General features: G+C 47.8%; 14 protein-coding genes and 1 pseudogene. 12 read left to right on the plus strand and 3 right to left on the minus strand.

Annotation, left to right across the window (positions count from 1 at the left end):
* Nucleotides 1–115 precede the first annotated feature (115 nt).
* Nucleotides 116–388: pseudogene (locus HMPREF2551_RS04155) on the plus strand (alpha/beta hydrolase); the annotation flags it as partial.
* Between the two features lie 474 nt (nucleotides 389–862).
* Here HMPREF2551_RS04155 and HMPREF2551_RS04160 read toward each other — a convergent pair.
* Nucleotides 863–1,891: a T6SS immunity protein Tli4 family protein gene (locus tag HMPREF2551_RS04160; protein ID WP_070837349.1), complete on the minus strand. Its 1,029-nt coding sequence runs from the start codon at nucleotides 1,889–1,891 to the stop codon at nucleotides 863–865.
* A 359-nt stretch (nucleotides 1,892–2,250) separates the two neighbouring features.
* Here HMPREF2551_RS04160 and hpnD point away from each other — a divergent pair, with 359 nt between their 5' ends.
* From hpnD to apaG, 6 genes are all read left to right on the plus strand, one after another.
* Nucleotides 2,251–3,099: a presqualene diphosphate synthase HpnD gene (hpnD, locus tag HMPREF2551_RS04165; protein ID WP_070837351.1), complete on the plus strand. Its 849-nt coding sequence runs from the start codon at nucleotides 2,251–2,253 to the stop codon at nucleotides 3,097–3,099.
* Nucleotides 3,096–4,403, plus strand: a complete 1,308-nt coding sequence (gene hpnE / locus HMPREF2551_RS04170; RefSeq protein ID WP_070837353.1) for a hydroxysqualene dehydroxylase HpnE — start codon at nucleotides 3,096–3,098, stop codon at nucleotides 4,401–4,403. The genes hpnD and hpnE overlap by 4 nt, the downstream gene beginning before the upstream one ends.
* A gap of 95 nt (nucleotides 4,404–4,498) precedes the next feature.
* Nucleotides 4,499–5,218, plus strand: a complete 720-nt coding sequence (locus tag HMPREF2551_RS04175) for an SDR family oxidoreductase (RefSeq protein ID WP_003747583.1) — start codon at nucleotides 4,499–4,501, stop codon at nucleotides 5,216–5,218.
* Between the two features lie 188 nt (nucleotides 5,219–5,406).
* The gene (gene thiL, locus HMPREF2551_RS04180; RefSeq protein WP_070837355.1) at nucleotides 5,407–6,363 is read left to right on the plus strand and encodes a thiamine-phosphate kinase; all 957 of its coding nucleotides are present in this window, start codon (nucleotides 5,407–5,409) and stop codon (nucleotides 6,361–6,363) included.
* Nucleotides 6,356–6,844, plus strand: a complete 489-nt coding sequence (locus HMPREF2551_RS04185) for a phosphatidylglycerophosphatase A family protein (RefSeq protein WP_003747579.1) — start codon at nucleotides 6,356–6,358, stop codon at nucleotides 6,842–6,844. The genes thiL and HMPREF2551_RS04185 overlap by 8 nt, the downstream gene beginning before the upstream one ends.
* Before the next feature lie 92 nt (nucleotides 6,845–6,936).
* Nucleotides 6,937–7,305: a Co2+/Mg2+ efflux protein ApaG gene (gene apaG, locus HMPREF2551_RS04190; RefSeq protein ID WP_003682575.1), complete on the plus strand. Its 369-nt coding sequence runs from the start codon at nucleotides 6,937–6,939 to the stop codon at nucleotides 7,303–7,305.
* 66 nt (nucleotides 7,306–7,371) lie between these two features.
* Here the strand turns inward: apaG and HMPREF2551_RS04195 are convergent, their stop codons facing one another.
* On the minus strand, nucleotides 7,372–7,668 hold the full coding sequence (locus HMPREF2551_RS04195; protein WP_003747577.1) for a DUF2288 domain-containing protein: 297 nt from the start codon (nucleotides 7,666–7,668) through the stop codon (nucleotides 7,372–7,374).
* Nucleotides 7,669–7,937: 269 nt separating this feature from the next.
* Between HMPREF2551_RS04195 and HMPREF2551_RS04200 the strand changes: the two genes are divergently transcribed.
* From HMPREF2551_RS04200 to HMPREF2551_RS04215, 4 genes are all read left to right on the plus strand, one after another.
* Entirely contained in the window at nucleotides 7,938–8,663 is a 726-nt protein-coding gene (locus HMPREF2551_RS04200) for a metal ABC transporter ATP-binding protein (protein WP_070607635.1), read from the plus strand.
* Between the two features lie 76 nt (nucleotides 8,664–8,739).
* Nucleotides 8,740–9,615, plus strand: coding sequence for a metal ABC transporter permease (locus HMPREF2551_RS04205; protein WP_003747573.1), 876 nt, complete (start codon nucleotides 8,740–8,742; stop codon nucleotides 9,613–9,615).
* Nucleotides 9,616–9,694: 79 nt separating this feature from the next.
* Nucleotides 9,695–10,600, plus strand: coding sequence for a metal ABC transporter solute-binding protein, Zn/Mn family (locus tag HMPREF2551_RS04210; RefSeq protein WP_049348797.1), 906 nt, complete (start codon nucleotides 9,695–9,697; stop codon nucleotides 10,598–10,600).
* Nucleotides 10,601–10,865: 265 nt separating this feature from the next.
* Nucleotides 10,866–12,203 (plus strand): sodium-dependent transporter, encoded by a 1,338-nt coding sequence (locus HMPREF2551_RS04215; RefSeq protein WP_070837357.1) that lies wholly within the window; start codon nucleotides 10,866–10,868, stop codon nucleotides 12,201–12,203.
* A 127-nt stretch (nucleotides 12,204–12,330) separates the two neighbouring features.
* On the opposite strand, the gene HMPREF2551_RS04220 is transcribed toward HMPREF2551_RS04215, so the two are convergent.
* Nucleotides 12,331–14,307, minus strand: a complete 1,977-nt coding sequence (locus HMPREF2551_RS04220) for a TonB-dependent copper receptor (protein ID WP_070837359.1) — start codon at nucleotides 14,305–14,307, stop codon at nucleotides 12,331–12,333.
* Between the two features lie 339 nt (nucleotides 14,308–14,646).
* Between HMPREF2551_RS04220 and HMPREF2551_RS04225 the strand changes: the two genes are divergently transcribed.
* Nucleotides 14,647–15,420 (plus strand): FadR/GntR family transcriptional regulator, encoded by a 774-nt coding sequence (locus HMPREF2551_RS04225; RefSeq protein WP_070837361.1) that lies wholly within the window; start codon nucleotides 14,647–14,649, stop codon nucleotides 15,418–15,420.
* Nucleotides 15,421–15,527: the final 107 nt, after the last annotated feature.

Consider the following 15,527-nt stretch of genomic DNA (forward strand, 5'->3'; position numbering starts at 1 on the left):
GTTGGGCCCCGGGGCGGCTTTGTTTGGGGGCGGGAATAAAACTTGAGATCTTTGCATAATTCCCAAAAATTTCCTAAATCCCACAAAAATATTTAAGAGACTTTTTGGGTATTTTGCAAAGATCACAAATGAAAAAACCATCAAAATCATGAACCTGCTCAACTACATCGGCAAACCAGGCGTAAACCTGCCGCAAAACTGGCGCATCCGCGTCGGCACCAACGACCGCGACACCTCACTGGCAATCTCCGCCGTCTTAGCCGCCAAACTGCAAAACAACGGCCAAACCATCGACTGCGCCCTGCCTTGGGATGTCGGCCACAGCGGGGATTATGACTTGGACGAACTGTTTGCCTGGATGAAACAAGTCAGCAGCTCTGCAAAATAATCATTCGTTCGCAACATAGATTGAGATGAGATTTGGTATCCCATTTTGATTGGGAAAATGGCGTGTTTTACACTATTGAAGTACCTGTTTGTGCCAGAAAAGGGACATTGATACCCTAATTATTGGGCATCTAGGATGCCTGAGGAGAATAAAAGGGAGATTTAAAGCTAAAACAGCCGAAACCCTATGTTTGAGTTTCAGCCATCGTGAAATAGTAAAGAAAACTATTTTAAAAATGTCTAAGACCGTCTGAAATCTAACTTAAGGTTTCAGACAACCTATTCTTGTAAAGACAATGTTTCTAGATACACATCGGCCAACAAGAGCGACATCCTGTTAATACTATTGCTATAGCACTATATAATAAGCCAAAATTAAATATATTTTTTCTACGATATTTATGGTTCATTTTTGTCTCTTTCTTAAGCTTTAAAGCTAATAAATTTGGTAAGTTTCTATTCATTAAAAATCTAATTAAATCCGTTTTTTTAATGTCGGCAATATTGCATCCCAAGCCGTTAAAGCCTCCTGTTCACTTAATGGGGAACCGGCAGAATTGTTATCACTGGTACCGAAAGTCATCTTAAATCTCACACTGCCATCATCTTTTTCCCAAATAAATAGATATCGTTTCCCCTGCCACTTAACAAGTTTCTCACTGCCGGACATGCCGTTGATGTTCCGGCTTCCCTGGCGAATCGTGCTATATTTTGCCCATGACATAAGTCTGCCCATAACACTATTTTTCTTAACAAGATCTCGCTTCAATAAAGGTTTGTCATCTTCCTCCAAAGATCCACCTGTCGTTAGCTCGGCATAAACGTCTTTATAGTCTTTGATTTTGATGCCAGCACTGCCAAAAAACGGCTCAGTTCCCTTATCGACAATAAATCCCTCTTTTAAACAAACACCCTGTTGTAGCGGAATTTCACTTTCATTACGATCTCTCAATTTATCGAAAAAATCATTTCGTATATGCCTAATAGCTTCATCAACTTTACTTTTTTCCAGCTGTTTAAGGTTTGGTGGCTCTTTACCATTGACAGGCATAATGCGTACAAAAGCCCTAATAGAATAGGCATCATTCTTACCTAGCTTGAAATAGAAATCGACATAATAGATCATCCCTTTTAGATGCTTTGACACCGAGTGTTCCCAAGAACCCGGAGCCTGTGTCACCATAGCTATCGCTTTATTAGGAATAACTGTACGGTTTTCTATAAAACTATCGCTTCCATTATATCCTTTTTCTTTAACCTCTAATGCGGATTCTACTTCCAGATTCCAATAATCTGGTCGAACTCTTATCTGCCAACCATTGTATTTAAGCCAACCAGTTCCACTTATACGGTTAGATGGTAAGTTAATTTTGTAACGCCCACTACAAAATGGCTGCGCCGTCCAATATGCATTATCGGCAGCAAATGGCTTATCTACTGCCTGGACGGTAGAAAATGTGGCCGAGAGAAGTAGTGTAGAGATTAATGGAATACGGTGGAACATAAATTTTCCTTGACAGATAAACTGACCGACAATTGAAGTATAACAATGAATTTAATATAGTATCTGTGATAATGCCAATGGTAAAGGGATAAGGATTAACGGAAAAAAGCCTGTCTGAAAGGTTGAATTTTGCAAAGGTCTCAGTCTGTTGACGACATTTGATGCATAAAAATGCGCCATAAAATTTTTAATTGACTAAAATCTTCTTATATTATCGTAAGAGTCTTAGGCCGTCTGAAAGATGCTGAAATCAGCTTTCAGACGGCCTTGTCGTAAGATAGGTTTTGATATTGGCGTACTTTTTTAAATACAGATAAAATCCCTGCTAATTATTTATAACAATATTTTTAGGATACACAGTGCTTGCTTTAGATTATTGTCGTCAAAAGGCTGCGGAAAGCCATTCCAGTTTTTTATCCGGTTTTCGTTTTTTATCAGTAGAAAAACGAAATGCGATTACTGTTTTATACGCTTTTTGTCGCGAACTGGATGATGTGGTCGATGGCTGTACCGATCCGAATGTGGCTCAGATTACCTTGAATTGGTGGCGCAGTGATTTGGAGAAAGTGTTTAATAATGAGATGCCTGAGCATCCTGTTCATCAAACTTTAAAAGATATTCGGGCAAGTTTTGATTTACCGAAGAATGAATTTGAAGCTTTGATTGATGGGATGCAGATGGATTTGGAGCAGGCCCGTTATGGTAGTTTTGATGAATTAAAGCTGTATTGCCACCGTGTTGCCGGAGTAGTGGGGTGTCTTATTGCACGGATTTTAGGTTTTTCCAATCCGAAAACTTTGGAATATGCGGACAAAATGGGCTTGGCTTTGCAGTTGACGAACATTATTCGCGATGTGGGCGAAGATGCGCGGCAGGGAAGAATTTATCTGCCGATAGAGGAAATGCAGAAGTTTGATGTACCTGCCAATGTAATTATGCAGTGTAAACCGACAGATAATTTTGCAAAATTGATGCAATTTCAAGTGAATAGGGCGCGTGAAACTTATCGTGAAGCGATGTTGCTTTTGCCGGCTGCGGATAAGAAATCGCAAAAAGTCGGCCTGATTATGGCGGCTATTTATTATGCGCTGTTGAATGAAATCGACCGTGATGGCGCGCAAAATGTGTTGACTTACAAAATTGCGATTCCTTCTCCCCGTAAAAAACGTATTGCTTTGAAAACTTGGCTGTTTGGATTTAAACCATGAATACTCAGCATCCAAAAATTGCTGTGATTGGTGCCGGTTGGGCAGGTTTGTCTGCGGCGGTTTCTCTGATTCAACGAGCTGATATTGCTTTGTTTGAAGCCGGGAGGCAAGCGGGCGGTAGAGCGCGTACCTTAGCCGGGAAAAATGATGGATTCAGCTTTTTGGATAATGGGCAGCATATTTTGTTGGGTGCGTATCATGGTGTTCAAACTTTGATGCAACATATTGGCGTTCAACCTGAATCAGCCTTTTTACGCCAGCCTTTGCAATGGTACATCCATGAGGGATTGCAGTTTCAGACGGCCTCTCTGCCAGCGCCTTGGCATTTGCTTGTCGGTATCCTGCGTGCAAAAAATCTTTCCTTTTCATTGAAAATCAAATTGCTGTCGGATATGTCGGCATTGCAACGTTGGGCAGGCCATCATAAAACTGATTTGACCGTTGCAAAGTGGTTGAGAACACGAAATGTTCCACGCAGCCTGCTTGGCCAGTTTTGGCAACCTTTGGTCTGGGGTGCTTTAAATACGCCGTTAGAACAGGCATCGTTACGCATTTTATGCAATGTATTGAATGATGGCGTGTGGTCTGAAAAGGCGAACAGCGATTATCTTTTGCCCAAGCAGGATTTAGGGCGGATCGTAGTAGAACCGGCTTTGGATTTTCTACACAAACATGGTGCAAAAATACATCTTGAAACCCGTATTACACATTTAAACCATCATATCGATGGCCGAATTGAAATCAATGGCGAAGTATTTGATGCGGTGATTTTGGCTGTTGCGCCATATCATGTTGACGCGCTTTTGCCTGAAGATACGCCTGACTATATTCAGACGGCCTATCAATCGTTGCATTACCATGCGATTACTACGGTTTATTTGCGTTATGCCCAAGCAGTCAAACTGCCTGCGCCTTTAACCGGGTTTGCTGATGGTACGGCGCAGTGGGTGCTGCATCGGGGGGCGTTGGGTTTGCCGGATAATGAAGTTGCGGTCGTCATCAGTGTTTCCGATTACACCGAGGCTTGGAAGGATAAAGATTTGGCCGAGAAAAGTCATGCGGACATCAAGCGGATTTGTCCGGATTTGGATAAACCCGAAGCCGTACGCATTATTACGGAAAAACGCGCGACTACGGCGGCAACGGTTGATTTTGTACAACCTGATTTCTCATGGCTGCACCATCGTCGTATTTATCCGGCCGGCGACTACCTCCATCCACGCTATCCGGCAACATTGGAGGCTGCGGTTCAGTCAGGCTTTGCAGCAGCTGAAAAGCTTATGCTGGATTTGCGGTTTGAATAAACTGAGGCCGTCTGAATGTTCAGACGGCCTTTTTGACTTTACAAAACTTACCAAGCCGATACAATATCCGAAACCATAAAGTTCAAGGAAAAGTCATGACGACATTAGCGGACAAAACCATCTTGGTTACCGGCGCATCCCAAGGTTTGGGCGAGCAGGTTGCCAAAGCCTATGCGGCGGCCGGAGCGACTGTCATTTTGGTGGCGCGTCATCAAAAGCGTTTGGAAAAAGTATATGATGCCATTGTGGCTGCAGGCAGCCCAGAGCCGTTTGCCATCTGCTTTGATTTGATGAGCGCTGAGGAAAAAGAATTTAAACAATTCGCGGAAACCATTGATGAAGCTACCGGCGGAAAATTGGATGGCGTGGTGCATTGCGCCAGCTATTTCTATGCCTTGTCGCCGTTGGATTTCCAAACCGTATCGGAATGGGTCAACCAATACCGCATCAATACCGTTGCGCCTATGGGTCTGACCCGTGCGCTGTTCCCATTGTTGAAGCAATCCGAAGACGCTTCTGTGATTTTTGTCGGTGAAAGCCACGGCGAAAAACCGCAAGCCTATTGGGGCGGTTTCGGAGCTTCTAAAGCCGCGCTTAATTATTTGTGTAAAGTGGCTGCGGACGAGTGGGAACGTTTTGACAACCTGCGTGCCAATGTTTTGGTGCCGGGTGCCATCAATTCGCCGCAACGCATCAAATCACATCCGGGCGAATCGAAAAGCGAACGTAAAAACTACGAAGATGTCCTGCCGCAATTTATTTGGTGGGCAAGCCGAGAGAGCAGGGGGCGGACAGGCGAAATCGTCTATCTGTAAATCTACCTGCTCAGAGTGGTTTGAGAACATGAGGCCGTCTGAAATCTGTATTTTCAGACGGCCTTTAACTTATTGAGTTTTATATCTAAATAATGGTGTAGTTTTGATGTTTGACGTGCTAATAGGCAACCGTCGGGCTGGCACAAAGTTAGATGTAGTAATCTAAGTTATAGTTATATTGGATAAATATGACGGAATTTGACTTTATCAGACAATATTTGCAGCGACAAAAATCGGAAGGTTTGATTTTGGGCATAGGCGACGATGCTGCCATTATTCGCCCAAGTAGCGGATTTGATTTATGTTTTAGCGCAGATATGTTGGTCAAAGGCAGACATTTTTTTGAAGATGTTTCGCCTGAAGATTTGGCATGGAAAATGCTTGCAGTAAATTTGTCCGATATGGCCGCTATGGGTGCCAAGCCGCGATGGGTATTGCTCAGTGCTGCGCTGCCTGAATTGAATCAAGACTGGCTGACACGTTTTTGCGATAGCTTTTTTGCTTTGGCAGCGCGTTTTGATACGGTGTTGATTGGTGGCGATACCACCAAGGGCGATTTGGTCTTTAATGTAACGATAGTAGGTGAAGTACCGACAGGGCGTGCCCTGCGGCGTGATGCAGCCGAAGTCGGCGACGATATTTGGGTATCGGGCCGCTTGGGTTTGGCTGCCGCTGCTTTGAACCAACATCTGGGGCATTCTCAATTGCCGTCTGAAATCATGGCGGTTTGCGATGATAAATTGCTCCGTCCGGAGCCGCGCGTTTCATTGGGGCTGGCATTGCTGCCGTTTGCCCATGCTGCGCAAGATGTTTCAGACGGCCTGGCTCAAGATGTGGGGCATATTTTGAAAGCCTCTGCTGTCGGGGCGGAAATCTTTGCCGATTGTGTGCCGTCGTTGCCTGAATTGAAAAACGTTTTGTCGCGCGAGCAATGGTTGTCGGCAGTATTGGCCGGCGGCGATGATTACGAACTGATTTTTACTGCCGCTCCAGAAGACAGGAAACGCGTTTGTCAGGCGGCGGAACAAAGTGGCGTACCGGTCGCCCGAATTGGTAAAATGACTGACTCAGGCCGTCTGAATATTTTGGATGCCGAAGGCGGCGTATTGGAACTGACTTCTTTAGGATTTGATCATTTTGGCTGAACGTAAACCTACTTTTTCTTGGCTGTTGCACAAACCATTGTGTTTTTTAGGATTTGGTTTCGGCAGCGGCTTATCGCCGGTTGCGCCGGGTACGGCAGGAACGCTGGCCGCATTACCTCTGGCTTTTGTATTGTGCCTGTTGGGCATAGACGGCTGGATATTGCTTTTATTGTGTATCGCCTTGTTTTTCTGGGGCATCCGCATTTGCGGTTATACCGAGAGGGAGCTGGGTATTCAGGATTACGGCGGTATCGTCTGGGATGAAATTGTCGCGATGCTGCTGGTGCTGTCGCTGATTCCGTTTAAATGGAGCTGGTGGCTGGCGGCTTTTGTTATTTTCCGCTTGTTTGATGCGTTGAAACCATGGCCGATCAAATGGTTTGACCGGCGGATTCATGGAGGTTTGGGCATTATGCTTGATGATTTGATTGCGGCTGTGATGACTTTATTGGTCTTGGGGCTGTTTCATTGGATTGCGTGATGTATTTTAAGTGTTTCGACCCTTTGCAAAAATAGGGCGGACACGCCGGAATTATCCGGTTTTAAATAAAATAAATATACGGGTGAACAATTATGAACGAAATCGAGATTAACGTGGAGCCGCGTTATATGGCCGGCCAAAGCGACGTCTACCGCGACCGCTACGCCTTTAATTATCTGATTACCATCTGCAACCGCAGCGATGAAATCATTACTTTGCGTCAGCGTTTTTGGGAAATCACCGACGGACACGGTGAGACAGAGCAAGTCGGCCATGCCGGCCTGATTGAAGAGCAACCTGTTTTGTACCCGGGCGAAGCCTATGAGTACAACAGCGGCTCGCAAATCAGCACGCCTTGGGGCAGCATCGAAGGCGCGTATGAGTTTGAAGACAGTATCGGCAAACGTTTCGTTATCGGGGTGCCGAAGCTTGAATTCAAAGCAGGCTTTACGTTGCAATAGGCCGTCTGAAAAATGAAAAACCGGAACATGCGAAATGTTCCGGTTTTGTTTTTTCAGACGGCCTTATCAGTCTTTGCAAGGTTGTACCAATACCCACGGCGCTACAACGACCGCCCACATTTCCTGATTATCCGCTAGAAAAGTACGCGCCATATCATCGCTGACGGCACCGAATTTGCCTTGTTCCATCCATTGTTTCAATGGCGCGGCTTCATCTTCGGCAACATGGCGGGCGACGGCAATCAAATCCAAATCGGGCGCAACATAGACGGCGGCACCGCGTGCGAAGTGGGGTTGCAGCTCTTCCCATGAAATGCGGGCGGTTTCGGTATTGAGTTTTTCGTTTAAGAGTGGAATAGACATAGGACAATCATCAAATAAAAAATGGATTGTAACCGATATTCAGCCTTTTGCCCGATGCCGTCTGAAAACGAAAGAAATTTACAGGGTTAACGTTATACAGTATCATTTTAGGGTTTTAATTTCTTTCAGACGGCCTGTTGTCCGTATTCGGGCAAGGGCGGTTTTAGGCTTATGAATTCTGTATTGTTGACCGGATTGCTGCAAAGGCTGCTGATTGCGCTTGTCGCATTGGCGGCGTTGTGGGCTGTATATTTTTGGGCGGTATCGCCATGAGTATCGTGGTGGAAAATCTGACGGTCAGCTATCAGCGCAGGCCGGTGGTGCACCATGTCGATATGGTGTTTGAAGATGGTAAGATGTGGACGATTTTTGGGCCGAACGGCGCGGGCAAATCGACTTTGCTCAAAGCCATTATGGGTTTGCAGAAGACGGATACGGGCAGCGTGCGCTATGAAAATATGGCGCGCAAGGACATTGCCTATCTGCCGCAGCAGTCGGATATTGACCGCAGCCAGCCGATGACGGTGTTTGAACTGGCGGCGATGGGGCTGTGGTATGAAATCGGCTTTTTCGGGCGTGTGAACGCGGCGCAGAAAAAGCGTGTGATGGCGGCTTTGGAACGCGTGGAAATGCAGGATTTTGCCACGCGCCAAATCGCGCACTTGTCCAATGGTCAGTTTCAACGCGTATTGTTTGCGCGGATGCTGGTTCAGGATGCCAAATTTTTACTGCTGGACGAGCCGTTTAACGCAGTGGATGCGCGGACGACTTATGCGCTGTTGGAAGTTTTGCGCCAGTGCCATCAGGACGGTCAGGCAGTGATTGCCGTGTTGCATGATTACGAGCAGGTGCGGGCATATTTTGCCAACACGCTGCTTTTGGCGCGTGAAAAAGTGACAGCCGGTGCGACGGAAAATGTGTTGACCGATGAATTTTTGGCGCAGGCCAACCGAATGATGCAGAAACAGGAAGCGGCCGATTGGTGCGCGGTTTAATGGACAAGGCCGTCTGAAAGTAAGTGTTTTTCAGACGGCCTCAGGCTTTCAGAGATTAATAAAAAAGCGATAAAACATGGATTTATATGATTTGGTCGTCGCGCCGTTCGTCGAATTCGACTTTATGCGCTATGCCTTGGCGTCGATTTTCTGCCTGGCATTGAGTGCGGCGCCTGTCGGTGTGTTTTTGGTGATGCGCCGCATGAGTTTGGTGGGCGATGCCTTGAGCCATGCGGTTTTGCCCGGTGCGGCCATTGGCTATATGTTTGCCGGTTTGAGTTTGCCTGCGATGAGCGTCGGCGGTTTTGCGGCCGGTTTGCTGATGGCTTTGTTGGCCGGTTTGGTCAGCCGGTTTACTTCATTGAAAGAAGACGCGAACTTTGCCGCATTTTATTTGAGCAGCCTCGCCATCGGCGTGGTTTTGGTCAGCAAAAACGGCAGCAGCGTCGATTTGCTGCATTTGCTGTTTGGCTCGGTGTTGGCGGTGGATATTCCGGCTTTGCAGCTGATTGCCGTTTCTGCGAGCGTCACTATTTTGCTGATGGCTGTGATGTTCCGCCCGCTGGTGTTGGAAAGTATAGACCCTTTGTTCCTTAAGGCTGTTGGCGGTAAGGGCGGCTTTTGGCATGTGTTGTTTTTGGTGCTGGTCGTGATGAATCTGGTTGCCGGTTTTCAGGCATTGGGCACGCTGATGTCGGTCGGTTTGATGATGTTGCCGGCGATTACCGCCAGACTGTGGGCGAAAAGCATGGGTTGGCTGATGATTTTGTCGGTCGCATTGGCTTTGCTTTGCGGTTTGGCAGGACTGTTGTTTTCCTACCATATCGAAATCCCGTCCGGCCCGGCGATTATTTTATGCTGCGGCACACTTTACCTGATTTCCGTCGTGTTTGGTTGGGAAGGCGGCATTTTGGCAAAATGGCTGCGCCGCAAGAAACACCGTACGGCCTGATTTTTCAGACGGCCGCTTGAATAATCAGGCGGTCTGTTTTATGATGATGTTAATGTTACGTTATATCAATGGAGAGAATATGAAACATTGGAAACTCGGCATCGTTGCCGCATTATTGACCGGTGCCGCTTATGCCGCTCCGTTGCCTGTTGTGACCAGCTTCAGCATTTTGGGCGACGTGGCCAAACAGATTGGCGGCGACCGCGTGGCCGTTCAAAGCTTGGTGGGTGCCAACCAAGACAGCCATGCCTACCACATGACCAGCGGCGACATCAAAAAAATCCGCAGCGCAAAATTGGTATTGCTCAACGGCTTGGGCTTGGAAGCCGCCGATGTGCAACGCGCAGTCAAACAGAGCAAAGTGCCTTTCGCCGAAGCGACCAAAGGCATTCAGGCCTTGAAAGCAGAAGAGGGCGGTCATCATCATGACCACGATCATGAAGGCCATCATCACGATCATGGCGAGTTTGACCCGCACGTTTGGACTGACCCCGTCCTGATGGGTACTTATGCGCAAAACGTTGCCAATGCGCTGATTCAAGCCGATCCTGAAGGCAAAACCTACTATCAGCAACGTTTGGGCAACTACCAAATGCAGCTGAAAAAACTGCACAGCGATGCGCAGGCTGCCTTTAATGCCGTACCTGCCGCCAAGCGTAAAGTTTTGACCGGACACGATGCATTCACATACATGGGCAAACGCTACAATATTGAATTCATCGCCCCTCAAGGCGTGAGCAGCGAAGCCGAGCCGTCTGCCAAACAAGTGGCTTCCATCATCCGCCAAATCAAACGCGAGGGCATTAAAGCCGTTTTTACTGAAAACATCAAAGACACGCGCATGATTGACCGTATTGCCAAAGAAACCGGCGTCAATGTCAGCGGACGTTTGTATTCTGATGCATTGGGTGGTGCACCGGCCAATAGCTATATCGGCATGTACCGCTACAATGTCAAAGTTATGACCGATGCCATGAAAAAATAAAGCGGCTTAAAGATAAAGGCCGTCTGAAACTTGGAAACAAGGTTTCAGACGGCCTTTTATATGCTTATTTTGAAACAAATCGTCAAATTTAGAATATAAAAATAAAATTTATGCTATTGAAAGTTTAATTATCAAAAATTCATGCTAATTTGCCTGGTAAGTACGCACCATCCGTGCGAATTGCTTATCGGCTGTCCGTCAGCCACTCACGGCTTGACTTCACCCTGTTACAATTCGGCATCTTCACGTTTCTTAATATTACATCATGAGCAACCATTCGTCTTGGTCATCCAAAATCGGCTTTGTGCTCGCTGCGGCAGGCTCGGCCATCGGTTTGGGTGCAATTTGGAAATTCCCTTATACAGCCGGTACCAACGGCGGCGCCGTATTCTTTCTTTTGTTTTTGATTTTCACCATTTTGGTGGCTTTGCCGGTTCAACTGGCCGAGTTTTACATCGGCCGTACAGGCGGTAAAAACGCCATTGATTCCTTTAAAGTATTGCGCCCGGGTTCGCAGTGGCCGTGGGTCGGCCGCATGGGTGTGGCCGCGTGTTTTATTTTGCTGTCGTTTTACAGCGTGGTCGGCGGCTGGGTGTTGAACTACGTCGTGCACAGCTTTACCGGTGAAATTCATGCCGGCGCAGACTTTGAAGCCTTGTTCGGCAACACGATTTCTTCACCGTTTGGTTCGCTGTTTTACCAAGGCTTGTTCATGCTGATTACCATTTGGGTGGTTAAAGGCGGCATTTCAGACGGCATTGAAAAGGCAAACCGCGTGTTGATGCCGGGTTTGTTTATCCTCTTTATCGCGCTGGCCGTTCGTTCGCTGACCTTGCCCGGCGCAATGGAGGGCGTGGCATTCTTGTTGAAACCGGATTGGTCGTATTTGAAACCGGGTACGATGCTGACTGCTTTGGGCCAGGCATTTTTTGCCTTGAGTATCGGCGTGTCCGCAATGATTACCTATGCTTCGTATTTGGGTAAGGATCAGGATATGTTCCGCTCCGGCCATACGATTATGTGGATGAACCTGTTTGTGTCGCTGTTGGCCGGTTTGGTGATTTTCCCTGCGGTATTTGCCTTCGGTTTTGAACCCGGCCAGGGCCCCGGCCTGATTTTTGTCGTGTTGCCTGCAGTTTTCATGAAAATGCCGATGGGTACGTATTTGTTTGCCGTATTCATGCTGTTGGTTGTTTTTGCAACGCTGACTTCCGCATTTTCCATGCTGGAAACCGTGATTGCGGCAACCATCCGCCAAGACGAGAAAAAGCGCAGCAGCCACACTTGGATAATCGGTATTGCGATTTTCATAGTCGGTATTCCTTCGGCGCTGTCTTTCGGCGTATGGAGCGAGTTTAAAGTTTTCGGCAAAACCATTTTTGACTTGTGGGATTTCATCATTTCCGCCGTCATCATGCCGATTGGTGCTTTGAGCGTTGCCGTGTTTACGTCATGGATTCAAGACAAACAGTCCGTCCTGCGCGATGCGGGCATGGGCAGTACCGTGCCGAAACAGCTGCTTTGCCTGTGGCTGGGTGCGCTTCGTTATCTTGCGCCGATTGCGATTATTGTGGTGTTCATCAACTCTTTGGGTTTGATTTAATCCGATAGTGAGCAAACAGTCCGGCGTTGCATTGCTTCGCTGGACTGTTTGTTTAAAAACATCCTTAAAAATATTAAGGCCGTCTAAAAATTTTTCAGACGGCCTTTTTATAGATGCGCGAGGCTGGTTAGAACTTCGCTTGCAGTCTCAGCCATGCAGTACGGCCGGGTTCGTTCACGCGCATGGTTTGAGTACCGGCAGACGGGTCGCCGCCGCGGCTGACGAATTCGGCATAGGTTTTGTTGAACACATTGTCCACGCCGCCTTGCAATGTGGCGTATTTGCTGAATTTCCAACCGGCGTTGAGCGAGAGTACGCCAAAGCCTGAAGAGGCGCCGATGTCTTGGCCGACGATATTGCCTTGGCCTTTGCTGTAACGGTTTTGCTTGGCCACGACGCGCCACAATGCGCCTGCGCTGAATTTACCGTTGTCAAAGGCAAGGGTGTTGTTCCACTCGAGCGGCGGCGTTTGTGCCAAAGGTTTGCCGTCGGTACGGTTTTTGCCGTGGGTGTAGGCAAGGCTGGTGCCGACTTCCCAGTTAGGCGCAAATGTCCATTTGACTTCGGCTTCGCCGCCAAAGCGTGAAGCGTTGATGTTGCGCACGTTGAAATTCATGCCTTGGCGCTCCATCATGATGAAGTCTTTGATGTCGCTGCCGAATACGGATACGGATGCGTGGAGGTTAGGACGTTTCCAGATTACGCCTGCATCGATTTGGCGGTTTTGCTCTGCGCGGATGGCTTTGTTTTCGGAGCGCAGGCGTTCCCAATAGTCAGGCGCGCGTTCGGCAATACCGAAACCGGCATAGTATTTCAGACCGTTGTCCGTATTTCTTTCCCAACGTAGGAAGCCTGAGTTCAAATTGAATTTCTGATGTTTTAAAACGGGGTCGGTCACGCGCGCGGTATCGTAATGCGCTTTGACTTGGTCATGGCGCAAACCTGCTACCCAGCGTTGTTTGTCGGTTTGCTGCCAAGAGGCTTTGGTGAAGATACCCCATTGTTTGAAACTTTGGTTGGGCATATAGGGCTTGTGGCTGTAGCCGTCGCCACCACGCTCATGACGCGCGACGTGGACGTCGTCCAGATAATCCAAACCGGTTTGCAGGTTGAGCTTGTCCCAGTCGAAGGTAGCTTTCAGACGGCCTGTATCGGTATTGCGTTTAGGGTTGTTGGCATTTTTAATCTGCATGCCGGCAGGGTTGCGGATGGTACGCAGGCTGTATGTGTCCATCACGTGGTCGATTTCGCTTTTACCGTAGCGCAGTTCCAATTCGCTGAACCATGGGGTGAGGTTGCGTTGGGTAAAGCGGATGTTCCACGCATCACGGTCGAATTTGCTGCCGTCCATCATGCGGTCGGCGTAGGCAACCTTGGCCCTGCTGCGCTCGTATGTGCCGGCAATGGTGGTGTTTTCTGTCGGGGTGATGCCCAGTTGCACCATTTGGCTATCGCGTTTGAAGTTGGAGTGAATGCGGTTGCCGTCGCCGTCTTTGTAATCGTCGGCTTCGTTATGGGAAATATTGCTGCGGACGTAGCCGTATTTGCCGCCGAACTCGGCTTCTAACGAGCCGTCGCGGCGGTCGTTGCTGCCTGCCGTCAGGGTAGCGTTAACGTTGTAAGGTTTTTCAGTGAAATCAGGGTCTTTGCGGATAAATTGCACCGAGCCGCTGACCAAGCCCATGCCTTGGGTAACAGTTTGTGGGCCTTTGGTAACGACAACTTTATCAAACGAATTGGGGTGGATATAGGCAGTCGGCGGGTCCATGCGCATACCGCAACCGCCATAAATAAACTGGTCGTCGGCATTGACGGAGAGGCGCGAGCCGCCCAAACCGCGGAACAGCGGATCGCCCGAGCTGCCGCCTTTGCGGATGATGCTCATGTTGGGCACGGATTGTAAAAGGTCTGCCCCGTCTCCGGCAGGGAGGGGTTGCAAAGCAGCTTTGGGGTTGAAAGTAACGCGATTGGCTTTTTGTTGTTGTGTGCCGGTGACGGTGACAGGGGAAAGGGTAACTGTTTCTTCAGGTGTAGGGTTAGTCTCTGCCCATGCTTGGGATACGGCTAAGGCAATGGGTAAGATAAGTAATGGTGGGTATTTCATATTGTTTCTCTCTATTATTAGGAATTATGTTAACTAATACCTAAGTATTATACATAAAGTCTAGTTAAATAGAAGCGGTGGGATTTTAATCTAAATCAATATTTTTAGGTTTTGGGCGAATAGGTTGTTTATTAAGATTGGTCATACCAAAATATTGATTTGAAGGCATTGGTGAGGTTACTCAATAAAAATGAATGTGTTTGAATTAAACTGCTTGCGATGGGGAAAATGGCATTTCTTGACGAAAAAATAGGGGATTGATTAGAATGGGCGGCCAATTGGTCAATCCAATTTATGGCCGTCTGAATAAAACTGTCCTTCAATCATCAGGAATACAACATGACGAAATTGGTTCGTCCGCAAAAAATCAGCGATCAGGTTTTAGCCGTTTTGGAAGAACGTATCGCGACCGGCATTTATGAAGAAGGCAGTAAATTGCCTCCCGAACGCACGCTCGCGGAAGAATTCGGCGTGTCGCGTCCGTCGGTCAGGGTGGCATTGAATATTTTAATTGCCAAGCAGGTTTTGGAAGCGCGGCAAGGCGATGGCTATTATGTTTCCGTCAAGCCGCAGCAGGATTTTTTACAAAGCTGGCAGGAGTTGCTCGGCAAACATACCAATTGGGAAACAGACGTATTCGATTTCAGCTGTCACGTTGAAGGCTGTATGGCGGCGCTGGCCGCCGAAAGACGGACTGATGCCGACTTGAAACGCATTGACTTTTGGCGGCAGAAATTTGAAGCGGCCTGCGAAAGCGGAAATTTGGAGCATCAAGCCGAAGCAGACGTCAGCTTCCATCAAACCATTGCCGATGCTGCACACAATATCCTGTTCAGCCACCTTTCCAGCAGCCTGCTCAAAATGCTTTATCAGCAAACACGCAGCGGCATTATCTATATCCATCAAACCGAAGACCCGCGCCCGACGCTGATTGCCCAGCACAGCACTATTTTTGAAGCCATTGCCCAGGCCAAACCGGTCGAGGCGGCGGAAGCGGCCAAACTGCATTTGAATTATGTCGCCCGCCGCATTTTGCAGGACAGGGAATATCAAAGCCGCAGCGAGCATGCGGACGTATTGGCGCAAAATGATTTGAAACGGGTAGATTGGTAGCGTTTAAAAATAATCAGGCCGTCTGAATTTTTTCAGACGGCCTGATTTTGCAAATAAGGCCTTTTAGTGCCACAATCTTCCCCATTCTGTCTAAAAACAAAGGAAGC

This window comes from Neisseria sp. HMSC066H01 (assembly GCF_001837375.1).
Classification (GTDB): domain Bacteria; phylum Pseudomonadota; class Gammaproteobacteria; order Burkholderiales; family Neisseriaceae; genus Neisseria.